This is a genomic window from Pseudomonas chlororaphis subsp. aurantiaca, from assembly GCF_013466605.1.
Lineage (GTDB): Bacteria > Pseudomonadota > Gammaproteobacteria > Pseudomonadales > Pseudomonadaceae > Aquipseudomonas > Aquipseudomonas chlororaphis_I.
In genome coordinates this window covers 3,834,363-3,855,543 of record NZ_CP059162.1, presented here as the reverse complement: position 1 = coordinate 3,855,543, position 21,181 = coordinate 3,834,363, and the positions used below count along the sequence as shown (strand labels likewise).

Below are 21,181 nucleotides of genomic sequence, written 5' to 3'. Positions count from 1 at the left end.
AGAGCGGTGCGCAGAGGTAAAGTGCGCGCCTTATCTCCATCTATTGACGTTTGGCCGTCGGCAACTTCCGACGAGTTACTTGCGGGCTCGTAAATTCAATAAGGAAAGGCCAGATGAGCATGGCAGACTGCTTTAGATCGCTGTTCGAAGCCAATCGCGTCTGAAAAAGGGGGGCTGGTGCAGGTTTTTTTGTGTAGCCGAGTGCTGACGCCGGGGTAATGCGTCTTGCTCTATCAGGTTAATGTGGTATTTCGACGAGCACGCCCGTGTGTTTCTCCAGCAAGATACCTTTATCTGACAGTTCTCGCACCGCTCGGTGCGAGGCGGCGTAGCCGTCCAGCGTGACGCCTGTCGGAGGGGGTGTGCGACCTTGGGTCTTCAACGTCTTGGAGTGAAGGCCTTGGTGGCTCCACAACGACTCGCCTGGAGTGGCTGGCTAGGCTAAGGAGCTCAATCGTGCTGACAACGCGAATCATCGTATCAAGTCATTCCTATGACAAGTTACAAAAAAGTGTGATGGTTAAGTGATAAATGTGAGCGCACTCCATAAAGAACAGTTTCGGACAAGCAGGGTGGAGCAGTTGTCCCAATTGATCATGCATGCGTATGTGTTTGATACAGCACATATTAATGCTACTTATTGCTTTCGGTGACGGTGGTGTTTCGTGCAGGGTAGTGATCTTGTTTAAAAAAACAGCGACAAGGAATGGCGGTCGCTGGTGGATGATACTAATGTTCGTAACCTCGGTTGGCATACACCCGAGCTGGCCGATCAGACCTCTAACATCGGTAAAGAAAAGGAGTTCCCCATGACTGATAATACCGTACCAAATGCACTATCCCCCTGGCCCCAGCCCCTGCCGACGAATGAAGAAGAAGCTAAAAAATGGCTGGAAAACATTAGGCCACAGTCCACGCGCGGCCCGGCCACAACGCTGAGTTATTTACTGTTGGAAACGGAGGCGTTCCAGGGGCAACAGAATGCAACCGCCCGATTGTACAACAACGCGAAGGAACTGAATGACGGGAGCATATATTATTCCGGTCAGGTCTCACGTTTTATTGTGACACTGCGGGCGCATGATGCAGATGGGCAAGTGACTGAGTTGCCTGCTAATGCAAAGGTTGAAATTATTCCTTACACCGCTCTGGCCGGGCGCTGGCCGCCAGTGACGAAAGAGTGGGAAATCACCCGTTACCAGCGGTTTGATGAAAGCCTGACGCTGGAAGAAGAAATGACTTCAGGTACGGGAGAAGACTGTGCGAGTGTCCAGTGCCCAGCTCCGGAGGTCAGCCCGGGCCAGGCTTCCGAGGTATATTTTCAACCACCCTCATCACCGGTCTGGACGTGCTTACTGTCTCCGGACGGCGGCGAGGTGCTTTATCAGCAATTTAATGTCTATCTATGCAATCAGGGCAATATCGGAGGGCGGGTTGACCGCTTTGCAGTGAAGGTGAGTTTTAATGGGGTGGAGTTCCGGACCAATTACCCGGAGGTGCCTTACGGCGGCGCCGGACAGGCCGGGCGTTTTAACAGCTGTGTCCAGCTGCGCTCGGTCAATCAGCCTAACTATGTTAAGGGGAACGGGTTAGTAGAGCGCAACGTGTTGGTACACAGTGACCAAGACACTTGGGACCTTCGGATAGAGCAAGTTAAAAATTATTATATTTCTTTGCAACTCCCTGGTACGCTTAGACCCGTCCCCGTCTATCAAGCTTACATGCATAATAATAATTTGTTACTGTCGACGGGGTATATGGGGAAAAAAAGTGGAAGTATGATGATGAACCTTTCAACTGGCTTTAGAGGTCCGGTTAGCAATTATGTGAATTGCCATTATGAGGGGAATGATCCCGAAGCGGCGCGTATGCTATACTTGATGCGAACTTACGGTGCTCGTCAGCCGAGCAACAATGAAATGACAGTGGTATTTGCCATTCGCGCGAAAGGGAATGCCTCTGGGATAGGAACAACTCGCCGGGACGCGAAAATTGATGTAGTCGATGGTTGCGGGAATTGGATTACTTTGGATGTGAAGCTTGATATTAACAGTAACGATGAGGAGCATATGATAAGGATTGACACTCTCAGGCAATAAAAATTTCGACGCTGCTTTGCCGCGGGATGGCTTTTGCGAAAGTGATTGCTCATCCTTCACAAAGTAATACCGCCGACAAGGTATCGTCATATTTTATACCAGATTCGGTAATGGCGTCAGATAGCAAGTCATCGCCAAAAACTGGTTTTTTTGAACACTCAGTGTGCACTTTTTATAACTTATCACAGGAGTGGTATTCGTTCCCGTGCCACTGTTGAGATGAGTGTTGAAAATGCAGGAAGTGAATTTATAGAGGAGAGTACAAACAACGACTCCTTACACAGTGGCGAATCAGATAGTAATTGCCCGCTCCAAATGAGCATCTTCGGATATCCAAGATGGCGGGAATCATAAGTACCTAAGGTGATTTAATTACTAATGAGTGCTGACGTTTTCGTAAAAAAGACGGCAGTGCCGTTCCACTGTGTCCAGTAATAAGCACTATAAGTCATTGGATTTTAGTTTTCGAGCAAAGCTCATTTTTCCCCACAAGAGCAAGCGGAAGAAGGGGGGGGTGTAATTGTTCATGTAGGCTGGTATATTGCTGTTTGTAACAGTTGTGGCATACAGCCTGAGCAGTTTTTGTTGAAGGGTTTTAGCCAAGCCGAAGGGGCAATTTTCTCAAGTGTTTGAGACAGCTGAAATATATTTTTTGGGTCAGAGCAATAGACTCACCCAGAGTTCAAAAAATTGAATCGTTTGCCATGATCTACTTTCCAGAGACGGTAATAACTCCCCCCCAAAAAGCACGGGAGAGAATGATTTAGAAGCCTGCCTTAAAACTGGAACGAAAAATACTCTGGGCATTGTCCCATCACTGTTATTCTCAATCACGAGGTCAGATGTTCAAGGCGCCTGACCTCGCGTCATACTGTGAATGGTGAGCGGACATTGCCCAGGCAATTCGCTCCAGTTTATTGGCCAAAGCGCATGTCTCTACATTCGAGTGTCGTCGCTGGAGCAATAAGCGTACCCAATTGGCCAGCCCCCGTTTTGAGTCTCCAGCTCCTGAATGTAAACCCTGGTGCACCGAAATCTCGCATGCTGATCCTCTTCAAGTTGGGGCCGCCGTCGATGCTGTACTGCTTGAGTACCAAGCCGATGGAGGCCGAAATTTCGACCTCCGAACTGTTTATCATCACCCATTTCGACAACTAGCAGGCTGGGGGGGCGGGCTGACTCCGAGCATACTCAACAAACGACTGCCGGATCATCGTCAGCCAGTTGGCCAGCCATCTCTTTATCCAACTAAGTGATTTACTCATCCAGAGTAACGAGGGACTGCGCTGCATTCACTGATTCTTGAAAAGCGCGGCCAACTGTTGGAGGCGCAATTGGTGTTGCAGATGCTCCAGCTGGAAATCCAGGAGCTCAAGGCTTTGTTCAGGCAAAAGGATCGGGATATCGAAATCCTAAAAAAACGCCTCCCCGGCGCTAGAACGAGCACGGCATTGGGAGCGTTCTATCGGCGTCTCGCGATTTTAACCAGCAAAGCAAAGGCGACCACTGCGACTGCTCGAAAGATCGCGATCCTGTTCTATAACGCCATGCGTTTCGGCATGAAATATCAAGACCCGGAGGCCGATCACTATGAGCAAAAATATCGGGAGCGAGTAGTGAAAGGTCTACACCGACGCGCTGCCGAATTTGGCTTTACGCTTCAGCCGGCTGAAGGTGTTTCTTAAGGACATCGTGTCGGAAGGTACATAGCGCGAAGTTTGATGCGCGAAGCCGGCATCTCCAGCCGTGAGCGCAGGCGTCACAAGTACAAATCATCCGGCGTGGAAACGCTGGTGGCACACATGTACTCAAGAGCCAGATTGATGTCACTGCGATCAACGAGGTGTGGCGACGTGACGTACATCAAGGTCGGTACACGGTGTATGTATTTCGCCGCGGTTCAGGATCTGTTCGCCCGCCGATCGTGGGTTGGTCGTTTTCGATGATCTCCGATGCCTCGCTGACCTGCGAGGCCCTGTGAATGGACGTCGAACTGCGAGGTCGACCCAAAGATGTTCTTTTTCACTCGGATCAAGGCTGTCAGTACACCAGCCATAAGTTCAGGAATGAACTGCTCAGGCATGGCCATCGGCAAAGCATGAGTCGTAAAGGCGAGTGCTGGGATACTCAGTTCACTATGCTTAAGGAGCGACAGCCCAATCTGACCCGTGCTGGGATTGGCCAATAGAGTGCCTTTGCGTTGACCTGTCGGTTGGACGCTGATGTTCCCTGGCATTGCCGGGTCCTGCGTCTGCGACCTGATAGGAGCCTTGTACTGCATCTTGAGTGTCCTGTCCTGCGTATGGGGTTAACGCTCCGATGGAACGTTTCTTCGAAAGCCTGAAGTCAGAGTGAGTGCCTGAAACGGGCTACAGCTCGGAGCATAAGGCCCAGGTGGATGTGCAGCGCTACGTGATGTGCTACAACAATGTCAGGCTCGATAGCTACAACGATTACCGATCGCCGGTAGCTACGGAGAAACTGGAGGCGTGAAAACCTTAACTGGTGTCCAGAATTACTTGACCAGTTCATATCAAATTAATGTCGGACTTAAAATCCCATGTGTTTAAAAGGATTTATATGACTTGTTTGCGAGGGCGGATGCCATATTCGCCGCGTACAAACGACTTGCCAAGGAGGTGTTGCTCCCTTGGTAAGTCGAAGAAGAGCGGGGCAAGATCTGATACCGATTTTGATACCAGGGACCGCTTAAAGATGCATTCTCGTGCGATCCTGTGTGAGCTAACCCATTGATTTTCCTACGCTTGTGACCGCATCACAATGCATCCAAGATCGCATCGTGATGTTAGCTGTGGAGATCAATTACTTTACCTATCAAGGGGTTGCGAGCATCGTGTTGGCTCTTGGGCCATTCCCGGGGCAGTTTGGAGCGTTTCCATTTCGCCCCGGTCATCGCCAGAGTCGAGCCAGCGAGCATAAGTAGACAGCAACATCTGGACGCTATGGCCAAGTTGCTGGGCAATAAAGGTGGGAGGTCATGTTGGAATTTGGCGCGCATTGTCGCATATGTGCGCCGGCAGTTGTATGACGGCGAGCCACGGATTTTTCATCCAGGCGGCTCAGCGCCAGCCGTTGTAAAAGTCGCCGCTGCGGATTTGTCCCGGGCAATGCGACTTAGGTCGTGGCACCGTGGGCGGACACATTTTCACAAATCGGAGTTAACCTTTGGTTACAAACTGTGGCTAAAATGCCGACCAGTTGCCACATGCCATCATTGGCATGGGCTCAGGGACGTGCCTTCAGGACCTCTTATCGCTTTCGGACGCTGCACATGACCCCTCGGCCCAGGTGGCCCACATGGGGGCGCAGTATGTTCTCTTCTGACATGTGACGATTTCCGTGAAACTCATCATTGCCGCTGTTTACGTTTTATCCATTGCGTATGTGCACCTGCGTGGTCGCGTGCGCCATAAACTGGGCCGTCAGCTGAGTGATCACTCGACGTTCCTGGCCCCGATCAACTGCTTCCTTTATCTGTTCTCGAAGATCCCCAACCGCCCGTACCTCGATCCGGCCGACTTTCCCGACCTGAGCCCGTTGCAGGCCCACTGGGAAGAAATCCGCGCCGAGGGCCAGAGCCTGCTCAGGGCCGGGGAGATCAAGCGTTCGGAGCAGTACGACGACGTCGGCTTCAACTCGTTCTTCAAGACCGGCTGGAAGCGCTTCTACCTCAAGTGGTACGGCGACAGCCATCCTTCGGCGATGAAGCTGTGCCCGCGGACCACCGAGCTGGTGCAGAGCATCGGCTCGATCAAGGCGGCGATGTTCGCCGAACTGCCGCCGGGCTCGAAGCTGGTGCGCCACCGCGACCCTTATGCCGGTTCCTACCGTTACCACCTGGGCCTGGAAACGCCCAACAGCGCCGGTTGCTACATCAATGTCGATGGTGAGAAGTATCACTGGCGCGACGGCGAAGCGGTGATGTTCGACGAGACCTACATCCACTACGCGGAAAACACCACCGAGCAGAACCGCATCATCCTGTTCTGTGACGTCGAGCGGCCGATGAAGTACCGCTGGGCCGCCGCTTTCAACCGCTGGTTCAGCCGCACCGTGATGGCCGCCGCCGGTGCGCCCAACGATGCCGGCGACCGCACCGGGGGCCTGAACCGCGCCTTCACCAAGCTGTACAAGATCCGCCTGCGCGGTAAAGAGCTGAAAAAGCGCAACCGCAAGCTTTATTACCTGGAAAAGTGGGCGATCTTCGCTGCGCTGTTGCTGCTGTTCATCTTCATCTGATTCGCCGCCCGGCGAATCGCTGATCGCGGGCAAGCCTCGCTCCTGCAGGGGTTCTGCAGGAACGAGGCTTGCCCGCCATCATTTTCTCAAGGCTTGTCCGCCCCCAATTGCTGCCACATCTTCGCGGTGATCCGCTGCCGATGGGCGTAGCCGTGCCACGGATCCTCGGTCAAGGCCTCCAGGCGCTGACTCAGGTTCGCCACATTCCACTGCTGGGCATGCCGGACATCGCCCAGTTCATCCCGGGCGATAGGCACCGAGACCGGCAGTCCCGGGCGCGCCCGTACCGAATAGGCGGCCACGGTGCTGGCGCCGCGGGTGTTGCGCAGGTAATCGACGAAGATCCTGCCGACCCGGTTTTTCGGGCCCATGGTCGCGGTGATGCGTTCCGGCAACTGCTGCGCCATGAACTGCGCGACGGCCTTGGCGAAGCCCTTGACCGTTTCCCAGTCGGCCTTGCGCGCCAGCGGCACGATCAGGTGCATGCCTTTGCCGCCGCTGGTTTTCAGGAAGGCCTGCAAGCCCAGCTCATCGAGCACCGACAGGGTCAGTTGGGTGGCTTCCAGCATGCTTTTCCAGGGCAGGGCCGGGTCCGGGTCGAGGTCGAGCACGAACAGGTCCGGGGTTTCAATCTGATCGTGAGTCGCGCCCCAGGTGTGCAGCTCGATGGTGCCCATCTGCACCGCGCCGATCAGCGCCGAAGTACTGTCGATTTCCATCAGTCGCGCGTGGCCGGGGTCCAGCGCCGGGTCGAGGTGACGGATATTGGGAATGGCCAGGCGCTCGGCATGTTTCTGGAAAAACTGCTCGCCTTCCACTCCCTCAGGCGCCCGCAGCAACGACACCGGCCGGTCGCGCAGGTGCGGCAGGATCTGCTCGTCGATGCTGGCGTAGAACTGCGCCAGTTGCAATTTGGTGGTGCCGGACTGCTGGTCGATGACTCGTTCCGGATGGGTGATCCTGACCCCGGCGACGCTGTGGGCGGCCGACTTATCCGAACGGGCGGGCGTGCTCCGGCTGCGGGTCTCGACGGTCTTGGAGGTCTGTGGCCGCTCGCGAACGATTTCGCTGGCCGGCTTATCGCTGCGCAGGGCGATGAAGGCAGCCTGGCGCACCACCTGTTCGCGGGTCCACTCGGCGAACTCGGCTTCGGCCACCAGTTGCGGTTCGATCCAGTGCACGCCGCAGGCCTGGGCCGCGGTCAGGGGCTTGGCCAGGGGCGATGAATCCCGCTCAAGTTCCTGCATCCGCTCATACAGCTGCTTCAAGGTCTGTTGGTCGAAACCGGTGCCGACCCGGCCGGCGTACACCAGCCCGCTCGCGTCGTTGACCCCCAGCAGCAGGGCGCCAAAACCGCTGCGCGAACCTTGCGGACGGGTGTAGCCGACCACCACGAACTCCTGGCGCAGCCGGCATTTGAGCTTGATCCAGTCGGCGCTGCGGCGCGACACATAGGGGCTGCCGGCCCGCTTGCCGATGACCCCCTCGAGGGACAGGGCACAGGCGCTTTCGAGGATGTCCTGGTGATGGGCGGCAAAGGCTTCGGAAAAGCGCAGGACCTTGCTCGATTTGCGCCCGAGCACCTGCTTGAGCGCCTGACGGCGTTCTTCCAGCGGCGTTTCGCGCAGGTCCTCGCCCTGCAGAAAGGGCGCATCGAACAGGTAATAGATGATGTCCACGCTGCGGCCGATATCGAAGGCGTTCTGCAATGCCTGGAAGTCCGGCAGGCCTTCGTCGTTGAGCACTACCATTTCACCGTCCAGCCAGCTGTCCTTGAGCTTCAGGGCGGCCAAGGCCTTGGCTTGTTGGGGTAGGCGGCTGGTCCAGTCGTGACCGTTGCGGGTCAGCAGGTGTACTTCGTCGCCCTGGATCCGCGCCAGGACCCGATAGCCGTCGAACTTGATCTCATAGCGCCAGTCGCCGCTGGGCGCCTTGTCCACCAGGGTCGCCAGTTGCGGCGCCAGGCTTCGCGGCAGGACCACGGTCTTTTTCCTTGGCGGCTTCTTCTCGGTTTTTTTCGCGGCCTGGGGCTTGGCGCCCACCGTGGCACCACTGAGCACGCTCCTGGGCAGGGCCTGGACCACGTCGTACTCGTCGCTCGGCCGCGCCTGGGCATCCTGCTCCTTGATCAGCAGCCACTGTTCCTTGTCGCCGCTGCCGCGCATATGGGTGCGCACCAGGGTCCAGTCGCCGCCGAGCTTCTCGCCGATCAGGGTGAACTTGAGCTTGCCCGCCCGGTAGCTGGCGTCGGGGTCGTCATGGGGTTGCCAGACGCCATGGTCCCAGACGATCACGTCGCCGGCGCCATATTGCCCGGCGGGGATGCTGCCTTCGAAATTGCCATAGCTCAGCGGGTGGTCTTCGACATGCACCGCCAGGCGTTTTTGCCTGGGGTCCAGGCTCGGGCCCTTGGGCACCGCCCAGCTTTTCAGGTTGCCGCCCAGTTCCAGGCGAAAGTCGTAGTGCAGGTTGCGCGCATCGTGCTTCTGGATCACGAAGCGCAGGGCCGAGGCGGCCTTGGCGGACTGGCCGGACTGGCCGGAGGGCTGGTCCGCCGCCGGCTCGGAAGTGATCGCGAAGTTGCGCTTGCGCTGGTATTCACTCAAGGATCTGGCCATGACCGACTACCTCGTGTGGCGAGCCGCGCGGTTCAGGCGCGGGAGCTCTTCGTGGTTTTCCTGGTCTTGCCGGGTTTGTCCGGGCTGGCGGGCGCCTTGCTCCTGGATCTGCTTCCCAGGCTGCGCTTGAGCATCTCGGTCAGGTCGATGACATCGGCGCTCTTGCGTTGCTCTTCGCCGGTGCTGCTTTCCACGTCCTCGATCTTGCCGGCCTGGGCCTTTTTCTCCACCAGGGCCATGATTTTGTCGGTGAAACTGTCGCGGTATTCCTCCGGCTGCCAGTCGGTGCTCATGTCCGCCACCAGGCGCTTGGCCATGTCCCGTTCGCCCTTGGTCAGGTCCGGCTGGGTCACCTCCGGCCCCAGGGCCAGTTCGTCGAGGCTGCGCACCTCGGCCGGCCAGCGCAGCATTACCAGCACCAGCGCCGACTCCAGCGGCATCAGCGCCGCCAGATGCTGGCGGGTGTGCAACACCACCAGGGCCAGGGCGACTTTCGAGGTGCTCTGCAGGGTTTCGCGCAGCAGCGCATAGACCTTGCCGCCACGCTTGTCCGGGGCCAGGAAGTAGGGGGTGTCGATGTTCTGCAGTGGGATCTGCTGGCTGTCGACGAAGGCGAAGATATCGATGGTCTGGGTCGACAGCGGGTGGGCCGAGCGGATCTCGTCCTCGCTGAGCAGCACATAGCGGCCTTTTTCGTAGGCCACGCCCTTGACGATATGTTCCTTGGTGACTTCCTTGCCGGTGACCTTGTTGATCCGCTTGTAACCCACCGGGTCCATGGTGCGCTGGTCCAGCCAGTCGAAGTCGACGCCCTGGGAAGAGGTCGCCGAGACCAGCGCCACCGGAATGTGAACCAGGCCGAAACTGATCGCGCCTTTCCAGATTGCCCGTGCCATGAGCCTGTCCCCGTATTGACTGTGGAATCGCTATGCAGCGACTGGTTTTCAGGTGACCCGTGGCGTGGCGCGAAAGTTTCCCCGGGGTGCCGGGCTGCAGGGGGCAAGCCGATAACTCGTGTTACATGTCTGGCGGATTATTTAATTAACAAGGCCGAACCTGCGACGTAGCCTGGACTCGAATGCGATAACTCGTCGCCATCCAAGAGGGTCGTCATGAACAGCCTGCTTCGCGGTCTTGCCGCTTTCGCATTGATGAGTTGGGCCAGCACCGCGGCGTTCGCCGCGCCCCAGGCGCACGCGGACAGCAGCCCGGCGCCCGCCATGCTGCTGGCGCAGAACCTGCCCGGCAGCAGTAACAACAATCCCTACAACAGCCCGATTCGCCGGGCCAACCCCAACAGCATGCAGGGCACCCAGCCGAGTGCCCCAGCTGTCCGTGGGGTTAATCCGGTACCGGTGCAACGCCCTCCGACCCTGGAGAACGGCGGCATCGGCAACGGTTACCCGCGCACCATCACCCAGCCACGGATCATCGATCCGACACCCGTGACCCCACCGCGTAACCAACAGCAGCGATAAACGCTGACCGCCCGAGGCCGATGCCGGCTCCGGGTGGAAACCTTTTTATCGACAGAAGGAATCGTGCATGTTGCGTAAAACCCTCTTGGCGACAGTCTGCGCCAGCCTTGTCCTGAGCAGCGCGCTACCGGCCGCGGCCGCCACCCGCCAACAGTTGCAGAGCGAGCAGGGCCCGCTGAGCGTGACCCCGGTGGTCGAGGGCCTGGATCATCCCTGGGCCCTGGCGTTCCTGCCGGACCGCCAGGGCATCCTGGTGACCGAACGGCCGGGCAACCTGCGGCTGGTCGGCACCGACGGCAAGCTCTCGGCGCCCCTGGGCGGCGTGCCGCAGGTCTGGGCCAAGGGCCAGGGCGGCTTGCTGGATGTGGTGCTGTCGCCGGACTTCAAGCAGGACCGCCTGGTCTACCTGTCCTATGCCGAAGGCGGCGGCGAGGGCGGCACGGCGGGGACGGCGGTGGGGCGAGGGCGGCTGTCCGAGGATCTGAAGACACTCAAGGATTTCCAGGTGATTTTCCGCCAGACGCCCAAGCTCTCCACCGGCAACCATTTCGGTTCGCGCCTGGTGTTCGACCGCGACGGCTACCTGTTCATCACCCTGGGGGAAAACAACGAGCGCCCGACCGCCCAGGACCTGGACAAGCTGCAGGGCAAGATCGTGCGCCTGTATCCGGACGGCCGGATCCCGCAGGACAACCCCTTCGTCGGCCAGCCGGGCGTGCGCCCGGAAATCTGGTCCTACGGCCACCGCAACCCCCAGGGCGCGGCGCTCAACCCCTGGAGCGGCACCCTGTGGGATAACGAGCACGGGCCCAAGGGCGGCGACGAAATCAACCTGATCGAGCGGGGCAAGAACTACGGCTGGCCCCTGGCGACCCACGGCATCAACTATTCCGGTGCGCCGATTCCCGAAGCCCAGGGCAAGACCGCTCCAGGCACCGTGGGGCCGCGGCATGTCTGGGAGAAGTCTCCCGCTATCAGCGGCATGGCCTTCTACGATGGCGACCGCTTCAAGGCCTGGCAACACAACCTGTTTATCGGCGCCCTGGCTTCCCAGGAACTGATCCGCCTGCAATTCGACGGCGACAAGGTGGGCCACGAAGAGCGCCTGCTGAGCGAACTCAAGGAGCGCATCCGCGACGTGCGCCAGGGGCCGGACGGTTATCTGTATGTGCTGACCGACGAGGACAAGGGCACGCTGTACAAGGTCGGCCTGGAATAATCCAGGCCCTCTTCTGTAGGAGCGAAGCTTGCTCGCGATAGCCGCGAAGCGGCGATTCATCCTGCCAACACGCGTTATCGTCGAGGATTTTTCGCGAGCAAGCTTCGCTCCTACAGAGGCACTGCGGCCGGGTAGAGGATCACCGCCGCCTGCAGCTTGCCGCTGCCGAAACGGCACATCTTGGCGAACTCACCGTGGCTCACCGGCAGGTGCTGGCAATCCATAGGCTGGCGATGCTGGCTGTGGTCGACATCGGGATCGTGCAGGTAGACGAACTCCTCATCGCAGTCGGTGACCATCACCCAATGCGGGGCCTTGGAGCGGGTCAGGCGGTAGCTGCTGATCAGCACCAGGGGCTGGCCGCCATCGGCCAGCAGCCTCGGCAGGTCCAGCGGGCCGCCCAGCACCTGCAAGACGTCGCTGCTATCCAGCTCTGCGCAGAACTCCTCGTGCACCAGGCGCATGACGTCTTTTTTATGCTCGTCGCGCACTCCGCCAAGAAACAGCGGCCCGCGGGTATTGACCTGCAGCCTCACCCTGAAGCCCCGGCGCCACGCGGCCAACGCCAGCCCCTGAGGGCTGCAGCCGCCATGCCCGGAGGTCATGAACACGGTGGTCGCCTCGCGCCACAGTTGCAGCTCTTCGCGTCGCTCCAGCGCCCGTCCGGGTTGCAGCGCGCCCATGGCCATCAACAGGCAGGCCGGGCCGCAGGTGAAATCGGTGGTTTGCTGGTAATAGGGCACGCTGATATTGCGGGTTTCGCGATGCTGCAGGATGCGCTTTTCCAGGCGCAGGGCATCGGCGTGATCCTCGTAGTAATCGTGCAGCACGGCGAAGCGCCGGTAGCCGCTGCGTTCGTACAGGGCGATAGCCGTCGGATTGTCGGCGCGCACCTCCAGCCGCAGGTAGGCGCAGTCGTGCTCCCGCGCGCAGGCCTCGATCCGCTCCAGCAGGCGCTTGCCCAGGCCCAGCCCGCGGGCCTCGACCGCGGTGGCGATGGAGTACAGGCGGGCCAGGGACGTACCGCGATGGAACAGCACCAGGGCGTAACCCAGCAACTGCTCCGCCTGCTCGGCGACGATCAGGCGCGCATGGGCGCGGCTGATCATCCACTGGAAGCTGCGCAGCGTCAGGCGATCGGTGGTGAAACACTGCTGTTCCAGTCGCACTAACGCGGGCAAATCCTCAGGTGTGGCAATGCGAAAGACAAGATCCATATAACCGCCGTAAAAGTTGCGTAACGAAACGAGACTTTCAGAAAAGTTCGTGCTTAATAGAAAAGGTCTTGTTCTTAAGCGGATCAAACATTATGTCAGCGGTACAAGGTCATTGGCGTGGAGTATCCGAGCAAAGTCTGCCGGCGACAATAACGCCGGTTAATTATTTTTCAGCGGTGAATGAAACCTCCAGTCAGTTGGTGATTATTGTCGAGCGCAAGGAAGACTGGGCTTCCTACTTCCCCAGCGAAGACATCCTCAGCGCCCAGGAGTACCTGGAACAGACCCGCGAAACCCAGCCCGGCAAGCGGGTCCAGGTGATCAACCTGTGCCGCAGCTACAAGTACCTGGGCCACGGTTACTACTGCTCGCTGCTGGCCGAGGCGCGGGGGCACAAGGTGATTCCCTCGGTGCGCACCATCAGCGAACTGACCCGCAAGTCGCTCTACGGGCTGGCCCTGGACGACCTGGATAAAACCCTGGAAAAGGCCCTGAGCAATCATCTTTACAGCGATACCGAAGGTTTTACCCTGACCCTGTACTTCGGCAAGACCCATATCGAACCGTTGCAGGAATTGGCCCGCCAGTTATTCGAAGTTTTCCCCTGTCCGATATTGCTGGTGGACTTCAAGCGAACTAACGGTTGGCATATAGAAGGCGTGAAGTCCGGTGCCTTACATAAGTTGCGTGAAGATCAGGAAGATCAATTCGCCCACTCCCTGGACAGTTTCAGTCGCAAGATCTGGCGCGTGCCGCGCTCGAAAAGATTGGCCCGTTATGACCTGGCCATTCTGCATGACCCCCAGGAAGCCTTGCCGCCTTCCAACGCCCGGGCGCTGGAGAACTTTGTCCGGGTCGGCAAGGGCCTGGGCATCGACGTCGAGCTGATCGAGAAGAAGGATTACCCGCGGATCGCCGAATACGACGCCTTGCTGATCCGCGAGACCACCAGCGTCGACAACCACACCTACCGCTTCGCCAAGAAGGCCGAAAGCGAGGGCCTGGTGGTGATGGACGACCCGACCTCGATCCTGCGCTGCACCAACAAGGTCTACCTGACCGATCTGCTGAAAAGCCATCAGCTGGGCATGCCCGCCACCGAGATTCTCTACAAGGAGCGACCGGAAGATTTCGAGCGGGTCGGCGAACGCCTGGGCTTCCCGCTGGTGCTGAAGATTCCCGACGGTTGTTTCTCCCGTGGGGTGATCAAGGTCGAGAGCCAGCAGGCGCTGCTGGAGGCCACCGCCGAGCTGTTCGAGCATTCGGTGTTGCTGCTGGCCCAGGAGTTCTTCTACACCGAGTACGACTGGCGCATCGGCGTGCTCAACCGCAAGCCGATCTTTGCCTGTCAGTACTTCATGTCCAAGGGCCATTGGCAGATCTACAACCACAAGGCCAAGGGCCAGGACATCAACGGCGAATGCCGCACCCTGGCGATCCACGAGGCGCCGCGGGCGGTGGTGGAGCTGGCGGTGAAGACCGCCAACCTGATCGGCGACGGCCTGTACGGCGTCGACCTGAAACAGTCCGGCGACAAGGTGGTGGTGATCGAAGTCAACGACAACCCCAACCTGGACGCCGGTATCGAAGATGCCTACCTGCGCGACGACCTGTATTCCCTGGTGCTCGAGGAGTTCGTCCGCCGCCTGGAGCTCAAGCGCCGCGGACAGGCCTGGTGAACGGCCGATGATCAAGAGCTATCAGCTGAGCCAGGGCCGCCTGCTGGCGGTGGAGCGTCTGGACGCCGAGGTGATGCTGTTCAGCAACCCGGACCCCGCCGAACGCGATCTGCTGCGCACCGGCTTCAAGCTCGACGAGCATGCCCTGGCCTCGGCCCTGGACCCGGACGAGGTGTCGCGCATCGAATTCCACCCGGACAACCTGTTCCTGATCTGGAAGCGCCCGGAGAACTATTCCGGCGGCGGCAGCCTGTCGTTCGAGGTGTCGTCCTGCGGCCTGCTGTTTTCCCCGCAACGGCTGCTGGTGATCGCCCATGACGACAGCCAGCTCAGCGGCCTGGGCGCGCGCCAGGCCTTGAATAGCCCCCTGGATGTGCTGCTGGACCTGCTGTCCAACAACATCCATCACTACCTGGGGCACCTCAAGGTGATCAAGATGGTCGCCCGGGAGTTGCAGCAGCAGTTCAACGACTCGATGGAAAACCGCCACCTGATCCAGATGTTCAACCTCAGTGAAAGCCTGATCTATTACATCAATGCCATTCACAGCAACGGCGCGGTGCTGACCCGCTTGCGCAACCACGCCGAGAAGGCGCATTTCAGCGCCGAGGCCATCGGCCTGATCGACGACCTGATCATCGAAAACAACCAGTGCTACAAGCAGGCGGAGATCTATTCGACGGTGTTTTCCGGGCTGATCGACGCGCGCGGCAACCTGATGAACAACAACATGAACAGCCTGTTGCGCAAACTGACGTTGATCAACGTGGTGTTCCTGCCGCTGAATCTGATCGCCAGCATCGGTGGCATGTCCGAATTCAGCATGATGACCGCCGGCACCCCCTGGTGGATCGCCTACCCGCTGTTCCTCGTGGCGATGCTGCTGGCGGCAGGGGGGATGGTGCTCGGTCTCAGGCGCCTGGCCGGCGGCAGCGGCAAGTGCGCCTGAGCCTTCAGGCCGGTTGCAGGGTCAGCACTTCATAGCCGTCGCGGGTCACCGCCACCGTATGTTCCCACTGCGCCGACAGGCGGTTGTCGCGGGTGACCACGGTCCAGCCGTCTTTCAGGCCGCGCACCCGGGCGCTGCCCTGGTTGATCATCGGCTCGATGGTGAACACCATGCCTTCGCGCAGCTCCAGGCCGGTGCCGGGGCGACCGAAATGCAGGATCTGCGGCTCTTCATGCATCTGCCGGCCGATACCGTGGCCGCAATACTCGCGGACCACGCTGTAGCCCTGGGTTTCCGCGTGTTTCTGGATGGCGTGGCCGATATCGCCAAGGCGCGCGCCGGGGCGGACCACCTTGATGCCTTGCCACATCGCCTCGAAGGTGGTGCTGACCAGATGCTGGGCCTTGGGGCTGACGTTGCCGACCAGGTACATCTTGCTGGAGTCGGCGATAAAGCCGTTCTTTTCCAGGGTGATGTCGATGTTGATGATGTCGCCGTCCTTGAGAATGGCCTGCTCATGGGGCATGCCATGGCACACCACCTCGTTGATCGAGGTGTTGATCGAGTAGGGGTAGTTGTACTGGCCCTTGCTGGCCGGGCGGGCGCCCAGGTCGTGGCGAATGAAGCGCTCCACCGCGGTGTCCAGCTCCATGGTGGAAAGGCCGGGCGCGACCAGGTCGTCGAGAAAGGTGAACACCGTCGCCAGCAGGCGCCCGGACTCACGCATCAGCGCCAGTTGTTGCGGGGTCTTGATCAGGGCCTGGGTCATTCGCTGCGCCCCCGGATCAGGTCGCTCTTGTTCAGCAGCAGTTTGTTGATCAGGTCGTTGTAGGCCAGGTGCGGATTGAGCTCGGCCAGCAGGCCAATCTTGATCCAGAACTCGGCCTGGGCGTTGATGGAGCGATCCATGGCGTCGCTGGCGACGCGGACCTGTTCATGCAGCTGATCTGAAATCTTGACGATGCCCACGGGGTTTCTGTCCTGGTAAATATACGAAGCATATACGTTTCATATATTCGTCGGCAAACGACAATCGCTCGATCGGGCTCAAGCCTGCTGGCGGGCAGGGCGGGCGGACCGGCGTTGACGAAGGCCGCGAACCACCAGATACAACAGCGGACCGATGGAGACGAACACCGCTGTCAGCAGCAGATACGGCAGCACCGACAGCGCGGACTGGCCACGGGAGCGGGCGTCCTTGTACATCCAGATACCGGCCAGGGTCGCCAGCAGGTACAGGTCGATCACCACCTGCGCGGTGTCGGGGCGGGACATCAGGCTGAGGCCAAACTCGATCAGCGATTGTTCCGCCTGCAGCATCACCGCGAAGGTGTAGCCGGCAAAGGCGATCAGGGCAATCAACGGCAATCCGACAGACTTCATGGGTTCCTTCCTTGGTGGCTGAATGAGGGCTGAGAAGCGAGCCGCGAGTAGCGCAGGCAGCGGCCGCCTCAAAGAATTGGCCATTGACTTGCCAGCAGCGCGCCGGTTAATTTCCTGGCCATGACTTTTTCCGCATTGCGTTCCCAGCCAAGCATTATTACCGCCATTCCTGATTGGCGGGCTTGCTGACGACTGCACCCAACCCGCCCTAGAGGCGGGTTTTTTTCTTTCTGTCTCCGGGGCCTTCAACACAGCCAGGAGAGCCGTATGAACCATCCCGCCGAGCCCGACACGCAACTGGACCTGCTTGAGCACTACGTGAAGAAGATTCTCGCGGCGCCGGTCTACGACCTGGCGGTGCGTACGCCATTGCAACCGGCGCCGGCCTTGTCGGCGGCGCTGGGCAACCAGGTGCTGCTCAAGCGCGAGGACCTGCAACCGACCTTTTCCTTCAAGATCCGCGGTGCCTACAACAAGCTGGTGCAGCTCAGTGACGAGCAGAAGCGTCGTGGGGTAATCACCGCATCCGCCGGCAATCACGCCCAGGGCGTGGCGTTGGCGGCGCGGGAACTGGGGATCAAGGCGACCATCGTCATGCCTTCCACCACGCCGCAGCTGAAAGTGCAGGGCGTCAGCAGCCGTGGCGCCGAGGCGGTGCTGCATGGCGAGAGTTTTCCCTTTGCCCTGGCCCATGCCCTGCAACTGGCCGAGAGCAGCGGCCAGACCTTCGTCTCGCCCTTCGACGACCCGGACGTGATCGCCGGCCAGGGCACGGTGGGCATGGAGATTTTGCGTCAGCACTCCGGACGCCTGGATGCGATCTTCGTCCCGGTGGGCGGTGGCGGATTAATCGCCGGCATCGCCGCCTATGTGAAATACCTGCGGCCCGAGGTGCGCATCGTCGGCGTCGAGTCCGAGCACTCCAACTGCCTGCAGCAGGCGTTGCACGCCGGGGAAAGGGTGCTGCTGCCCAGTGTCGGCACCTTCGCTGACGGCGTTGCCGTGGCGCAGGTTGGTGCCCATTGTTTCGAGCTGTGCCGAGTGCTGGTCGATGAGGTGCTTACGGTGAGCAACGACGAACTCTGCTGCGCGATGAAGGACATCTATGACGACACCCGTTCCATCACCGAGCCGTCGGGGGCGCTGGCGGTGGCCGGGATCAAGCAGTACGTGGCCCGCAGCGGCGTGCAGGGTGAAACCCTGGTGGCCATCGATTCCGGAGCCAATATCAACTTCGATCGCCTGGGGCAGGTGGCCGAGCGCGCGGCCTTGGGAGCTGGTGCATTGGCGTGAGGCTGACGGGTGTCATGTAGCCGCTGGCGAAGCCTGCGCACGAGCGCGAAGCGCTCGCCAGCCGAACCACTGCTGCACCGCGTTGCCTGGCCTGGCGGCTACATCACCTGCGATGTAGCCGCTGCGAAGGCAGGGTTATTCCGCGCGGGCCTTTTCGACTTTATCGGAGGCGGACCACAGGCGGTAGCGCACTTCGATGTCCTTGGGGGCGTAGATCACGATCGGCAGCTTGCTGTTGTAGCGCAGCACGAAGCCTTCGCCGACCACCGGCACGAAGGCCTGCTTGCTGGTGCCTTCGGGGCAGGCCATCAGGGTGCTCATCGGGCCGCTGACCTTGTCCAGGCGGTAGTAGGGGTAACCCCAGCCATCGAGGTTCTTCTCTTCCAGGGTGCCGCCCAGGCGCTGACGGTTGCAGTCGACGGTCAGGGTCTTGCCGGCCAGCACCTCGACCTTGAACTCCTCTTCCTTGGCCTGCTTGGGCAGATGGATCACCTGGCGCACAAAACCGTCTTCGGCCTTGGGGTAGGGCGCCACGTCTTCGAGCTTGGCCGCATGGCTCAGGGTGGAAATACCGCTCAACAGCACAGCGATGGCGGTGGAAACAGGAAAAAAGCGCATAAGGCCTCCTTGCAGGTTGATCGACGGCTCTGCCAATGGAGGGAGCCGTTTGCTTGAAACGCCGGGCAGTTTGACCGGGTAACGCCCGGTCATGCAAACCGTGGCCATTTCACTCCGGCAAATTGCCGGGTGACCAACGGCAAATCCGGCAGTCTGCACGACGCAATCCTCCGATAGCGCTTTATAACCCGATGATTTATCACGGCATGACAACGCGTACGAAGACGGCACGCTTAATGCTCCATTCGCTATCAGCGAGAAGTCGGCCGCACCCGTTCGCAGGAGGTCATCCCCCTGACGGAGGTATCGGGACATCACGTGAAAAAAGCCCACTACTCAGAGCAAAAAAGAATTTAGTAGAAGCGCAAATACGGCCTAGTCTAGGAATTGGCTTTCTCTTCCAGGGAGGTTTAGTCATGCCGTACGCCGTATTTCGGGGGTGGAATCCCGAGACGATATTCTTGCCATCATTGAATGGCCACTGCACCAACGGAGAGATCTGCCATGTTTTTATCTGCCTTGGAACTGCGCAATATCATTGAATGCAGCTTCCTGCCCAAACGCTGCGAGTGCACCCTGAGCCCCGACCTGCACATGACTGTGAAAGTCTATGGCGACCATGAAACCGACCGTGTGGACCTGGTGGTCACCGGCATCGATGCGGCGAGCCTCAACGGCTGCCGGGAAATCAACGACTTGATCGCCGAACTGCGCTACGACCTGGCCAATCATCCGGGAAGCCAGCCCATCACCCTGAAATCCAGGGTTCATTGAACGGTCGGCTTTGCCAGCGTTGCCTGCCTGGCCTGGATAGATCCCGGGCCAGGCGCAAACCCGACCCTCACCGCGAATAAAATCCCCGCCTGAATCTCACAGAGCTGCCTGCAACCTTGCGCGCGGTAGAGCAGGGCGGTCTTCAGTTCTGATAACTGCAGGCGTCCGACAACTTGCGGTAGCTGATGGCTTCCAGCTTGCCCGCCTTGTCGATAAAGGTCATGTCCGCGGTGATCACCTTGCACTCCGGCGTCGCGGGCTCGGTCATCGACACCACCTTGGCCACATTCAGCGGCATGCCATAGTGATAAGGCACCGGCTGCACCTGAGCCGTGTCCGCCTGAGCCACACCCACGGCCCCGACAAAAGCCAAGGCCCCGACCAGCAAAATACGCATGTTCATGAGCATTTCTCCGATAAGCCCGACACAAACCGCCATCGAGCACGCCGCGGAGGGCGGCAGAGGATTCTGCGCTGCGCGGCCCCGTACAGTTTTGGGCGGCGGGATTAATCGAAGATTAAGTAGGGGGCTAATGATTTGTGGTGTGAAGGGAGATCGGTCAGGGGAAGGGGCTGTGGGCAGAAATGTTTACCCGTTGTTCAATCCCAGTGTGAGGCTTGAAGGCAAGGGAAGCCCCCTGCCTTTCGGGTCATTTTTACTATTTCAGTTAACCAGTTCCATGGCGGGAGCTTGGTAACTCTGGTCAATTTTCACTCCTGCAGTTCTTGCCTTGGACTCGGCTTCCGATCTAAGCAGTAAAAGAGCTTTCAAGTGCTCGGGAAATAGCTTCTTCCAGTCAGGGCGCTCTTCCTCTTCGAAGCTGCTTTGCCAAAAGCTATTCAGTGAGGTGAATTCGATTTTTATCAAATAGGACCCGGTCTCTCTCGAGGCGACCGCCGAGTTTCGCAAGACCTTGATGTGAGCCAGGTAGTCGCCACTGTACAAGTACCAGTCATAGAACATGCCTGATGCTACCCACTGCTCAAGACTCATTTTTCTGTCTGGATCAAAGAGCGGATGGCTCAAAGGACTTCGCCCGAATACCGATTTTTTCCAGTCGAATTTATCCAGTTCGGAACCTGGGATTCGTGGGTCCGAAGGGAAGTAGTATTTATGCCATCCCGCCGCTTTCAGCTTGTCTATGAGGCCGTAGATCAGCGTCCGGTTTTCTTCGTGTGTGCTGTTATCCGGCAAGCCACGGAACGTAACCTCAACCTCCTCGATGTTCTTGGAAACGGCATCGTCAGCCACAATGCCAAGGGACACGACCTGATCCAACTTGAGGGCACTCTCAGGTTGAGTGATGCTCAGGCTCAATAGGTCCTGGTTATCCCTGCTTTTATTGATTTCGTGCCAGCATATATTGGCGGCAGCCAGGCAGTCGGAGCTGAACTTGACAGGGCTTTGTTTAAGTAGGTCTTCAACAGGCGATCCTAGTTGAATATTTATGCTCTTGGTTTCTTTTTTAATCTTGTACGTGCCTTCATTTGTAAAGCCATCGCAGCCAACGAGCAAGACAAGGGACAGTAACCAGAGTGTTTTCATTCCTTGCTCCTCTAACTGGCGATCGTAACGATCCCACTAACCGGTCCA

16 protein-coding genes and 3 pseudogenes are annotated in these 21,181 nt (G+C 59.0%); 9 read left to right on the top strand and 10 right to left on the bottom strand.

The features are described 5' to 3' along the window. The first annotated feature begins 809 nt into the window (after positions 1–809). A complete protein-coding gene (locus H0I86_RS17500; RefSeq protein WP_180921456.1) occupies positions 810–2,099 on the top strand; it encodes a hypothetical protein in 1,290 nt (429 codons plus the stop codon). An 838-nt stretch (positions 2,100–2,937) separates the two neighbouring features. On the opposite strand, the pseudogene H0I86_RS32500 reads toward H0I86_RS17500, so the two are convergent. After that, positions 2,938–3,128, bottom strand: a pseudogene (locus H0I86_RS32500) (IS110 family transposase); the annotation flags it as partial. 407 nt (positions 3,129–3,535) lie between these two features. On the opposite strand from H0I86_RS32500, the pseudogene H0I86_RS17495 reads away from it, so the two are divergent. Both H0I86_RS17495 and lpxO read left to right on the top strand, forming a co-directional pair. After that, a pseudogene (locus H0I86_RS17495) lies at positions 3,536–3,784 on the top strand (IS110 family transposase); the annotation flags it as partial. A gap of 1,675 nt (positions 3,785–5,459) precedes the next feature. After that, positions 5,460–6,359 (top strand): lipid A hydroxylase LpxO, encoded by a 900-nt coding sequence (lpxO, locus tag H0I86_RS17490; protein ID WP_124313521.1) that lies wholly within the window; start codon positions 5,460–5,462, stop codon positions 6,357–6,359. An 86-nt stretch (positions 6,360–6,445) separates the two neighbouring features. Here lpxO and ligD read toward each other — a convergent pair whose 3' ends face one another. Together ligD and ku are read right to left on the bottom strand one after the other, a co-directional pair. Next, entirely contained in the window at positions 6,446–8,977 is a 2,532-nt protein-coding gene (ligD, locus tag H0I86_RS17485; RefSeq protein WP_180921455.1) for a DNA ligase D, read from the bottom strand. A gap of 32 nt (positions 8,978–9,009) precedes the next feature. Beyond that, on the bottom strand, positions 9,010–9,873 hold the full coding sequence (gene ku / locus H0I86_RS17480; RefSeq protein ID WP_180921454.1) for a non-homologous end joining protein Ku: 864 nt from the start codon (positions 9,871–9,873) through the stop codon (positions 9,010–9,012). A 216-nt stretch (positions 9,874–10,089) separates the two neighbouring features. On the opposite strand from ku, the gene H0I86_RS17475 reads away from it, so the two are divergent. Together H0I86_RS17475 and H0I86_RS17470 are read left to right on the top strand one after the other, a co-directional pair. After that, positions 10,090–10,455, top strand: coding sequence for a hypothetical protein (locus H0I86_RS17475; protein WP_180921453.1), 366 nt, complete (start codon positions 10,090–10,092; stop codon positions 10,453–10,455). A 67-nt stretch (positions 10,456–10,522) separates the two neighbouring features. Beyond that, positions 10,523–11,674 carry a PQQ-dependent sugar dehydrogenase gene (locus H0I86_RS17470; protein ID WP_180921452.1) on the top strand — a complete coding sequence of 384 codons (1,152 nt, stop codon included), beginning with the start codon at positions 10,523–10,525 and terminating at the stop codon, positions 11,672–11,674. A 110-nt stretch (positions 11,675–11,784) separates the two neighbouring features. Here H0I86_RS17470 and H0I86_RS17465 read toward each other — a convergent pair whose 3' ends face one another. Further along, positions 11,785–12,891, bottom strand: coding sequence for a GNAT family N-acetyltransferase/peptidase C39 family protein (locus H0I86_RS17465; RefSeq protein WP_180921451.1), 1,107 nt, complete (start codon positions 12,889–12,891; stop codon positions 11,785–11,787). 92 nt (positions 12,892–12,983) lie between these two features. Here H0I86_RS17465 and H0I86_RS17460 point away from each other — a divergent pair, with 92 nt between their 5' ends. Both H0I86_RS17460 and H0I86_RS17455 read left to right on the top strand, forming a co-directional pair. Continuing rightward, positions 12,984–14,570 (top strand): RimK family ATP-grasp domain-containing protein, encoded by a 1,587-nt coding sequence (locus tag H0I86_RS17460; RefSeq protein ID WP_258019334.1) that lies wholly within the window; start codon positions 12,984–12,986, stop codon positions 14,568–14,570. A 7-nt stretch (positions 14,571–14,577) separates the two neighbouring features. Then, positions 14,578–15,519: a magnesium transporter CorA family protein gene (locus H0I86_RS17455; protein WP_180921449.1), complete on the top strand. Its 942-nt coding sequence runs from the start codon at positions 14,578–14,580 to the stop codon at positions 15,517–15,519. 4 nt (positions 15,520–15,523) lie between these two features. On the opposite strand, the gene map is transcribed toward H0I86_RS17455, so the two are convergent. The 3 genes from map to H0I86_RS17440 form a co-directional block, all read right to left on the bottom strand. Then, positions 15,524–16,288, bottom strand: coding sequence for a type I methionyl aminopeptidase (gene map, locus H0I86_RS17450; protein WP_180921448.1), 765 nt, complete (start codon positions 16,286–16,288; stop codon positions 15,524–15,526). Further along, positions 16,285–16,488: a ParD-like family protein gene (locus H0I86_RS17445; protein WP_180921447.1), complete on the bottom strand. Its 204-nt coding sequence runs from the start codon at positions 16,486–16,488 to the stop codon at positions 16,285–16,287. Before H0I86_RS17445 ends, map begins: the two co-directional genes overlap by 4 nt. 78 nt (positions 16,489–16,566) lie before the next feature. After that, positions 16,567–16,902 carry a DUF2834 domain-containing protein gene (locus H0I86_RS17440; protein ID WP_180921446.1) on the bottom strand — a complete coding sequence of 112 codons (336 nt, stop codon included), beginning with the start codon at positions 16,900–16,902 and terminating at the stop codon, positions 16,567–16,569. Positions 16,903–17,169: 267 nt separating this feature from the next. On the opposite strand from H0I86_RS17440, the pseudogene ilvA reads away from it, so the two are divergent. Next, a pseudogene (gene ilvA, locus H0I86_RS17435) lies at positions 17,170–18,177 on the top strand (threonine ammonia-lyase, biosynthetic); the annotation flags it as partial. A 153-nt stretch (positions 18,178–18,330) separates the two neighbouring features. Here ilvA and eco read toward each other — a convergent pair. Continuing rightward, a complete protein-coding gene (gene eco / locus H0I86_RS17430) occupies positions 18,331–18,813 on the bottom strand; it encodes a serine protease inhibitor ecotin (RefSeq protein ID WP_096374173.1) in 483 nt (160 codons plus the stop codon). 504 nt (positions 18,814–19,317) lie between these two features. Between eco and H0I86_RS17425 the strand changes: the two genes are divergently transcribed. Then, a complete protein-coding gene (locus H0I86_RS17425) occupies positions 19,318–19,587 on the top strand; it encodes a DUF1652 domain-containing protein (protein WP_096374174.1) in 270 nt (89 codons plus the stop codon). A gap of 142 nt (positions 19,588–19,729) precedes the next feature. On the opposite strand, the gene H0I86_RS17420 is transcribed toward H0I86_RS17425, so the two are convergent. Both H0I86_RS17420 and H0I86_RS17415 read right to left on the bottom strand, forming a co-directional pair. Further along, entirely contained in the window at positions 19,730–19,990 is a 261-nt protein-coding gene (locus H0I86_RS17420; RefSeq protein WP_038579170.1) for a DUF2790 domain-containing protein, read from the bottom strand. A gap of 261 nt (positions 19,991–20,251) precedes the next feature. Then, entirely contained in the window at positions 20,252–21,133 is an 882-nt protein-coding gene (locus H0I86_RS17415) for a hypothetical protein (protein ID WP_180921444.1), read from the bottom strand. Positions 21,134–21,181: the final 48 nt, after the last annotated feature.

Coding starts and splice junctions, on each gene's coding strand:
- ku (WP_180921454.1), bottom strand. CDS start 9,873: ATGGCACGGGCAATCTGGAAAGGCGCGATCAGTTTCGGCCTGGTTCAC.
- H0I86_RS17425 (WP_096374174.1), top strand. CDS start 19,318: ATGTTTTTATCTGCCTTGGAACTGCGCAATATCATTGAATGCAGCTTC.
- map (WP_180921448.1), bottom strand. CDS start 16,288: ATGACCCAGGCCCTGATCAAGACCCCGCAACAACTGGCGCTGATGCGT.
- H0I86_RS17455 (WP_180921449.1), top strand. CDS start 14,578: ATGATCAAGAGCTATCAGCTGAGCCAGGGCCGCCTGCTGGCGGTGGAG.
- H0I86_RS17500 (WP_180921456.1), top strand. CDS start 810: ATGACTGATAATACCGTACCAAATGCACTATCCCCCTGGCCCCAGCCC.
- H0I86_RS17470 (WP_180921452.1), top strand. CDS start 10,523: ATGTTGCGTAAAACCCTCTTGGCGACAGTCTGCGCCAGCCTTGTCCTG.
- H0I86_RS17440 (WP_180921446.1), bottom strand. CDS start 16,902: ATGAAGTCTGTCGGATTGCCGTTGATTGCCCTGATCGCCTTTGCCGGC.
- H0I86_RS17420 (WP_038579170.1), bottom strand. CDS start 19,990: ATGAACATGCGTATTTTGCTGGTCGGGGCCTTGGCTTTTGTCGGGGCC.
- ligD (WP_180921455.1), bottom strand. CDS start 8,977: ATGGCCAGATCCTTGAGTGAATACCAGCGCAAGCGCAACTTCGCGATC.
- H0I86_RS17460 (WP_258019334.1), top strand. CDS start 12,984: ATGTCAGCGGTACAAGGTCATTGGCGTGGAGTATCCGAGCAAAGTCTG.
- eco (WP_096374173.1), bottom strand. CDS start 18,813: ATGCGCTTTTTTCCTGTTTCCACCGCCATCGCTGTGCTGTTGAGCGGT.
- H0I86_RS17465 (WP_180921451.1), bottom strand. CDS start 12,891: ATGGATCTTGTCTTTCGCATTGCCACACCTGAGGATTTGCCCGCGTTA.
- H0I86_RS17475 (WP_180921453.1), top strand. CDS start 10,090: ATGAACAGCCTGCTTCGCGGTCTTGCCGCTTTCGCATTGATGAGTTGG.
- H0I86_RS17415 (WP_180921444.1), bottom strand. CDS start 21,133: ATGAAAACACTCTGGTTACTGTCCCTTGTCTTGCTCGTTGGCTGCGAT.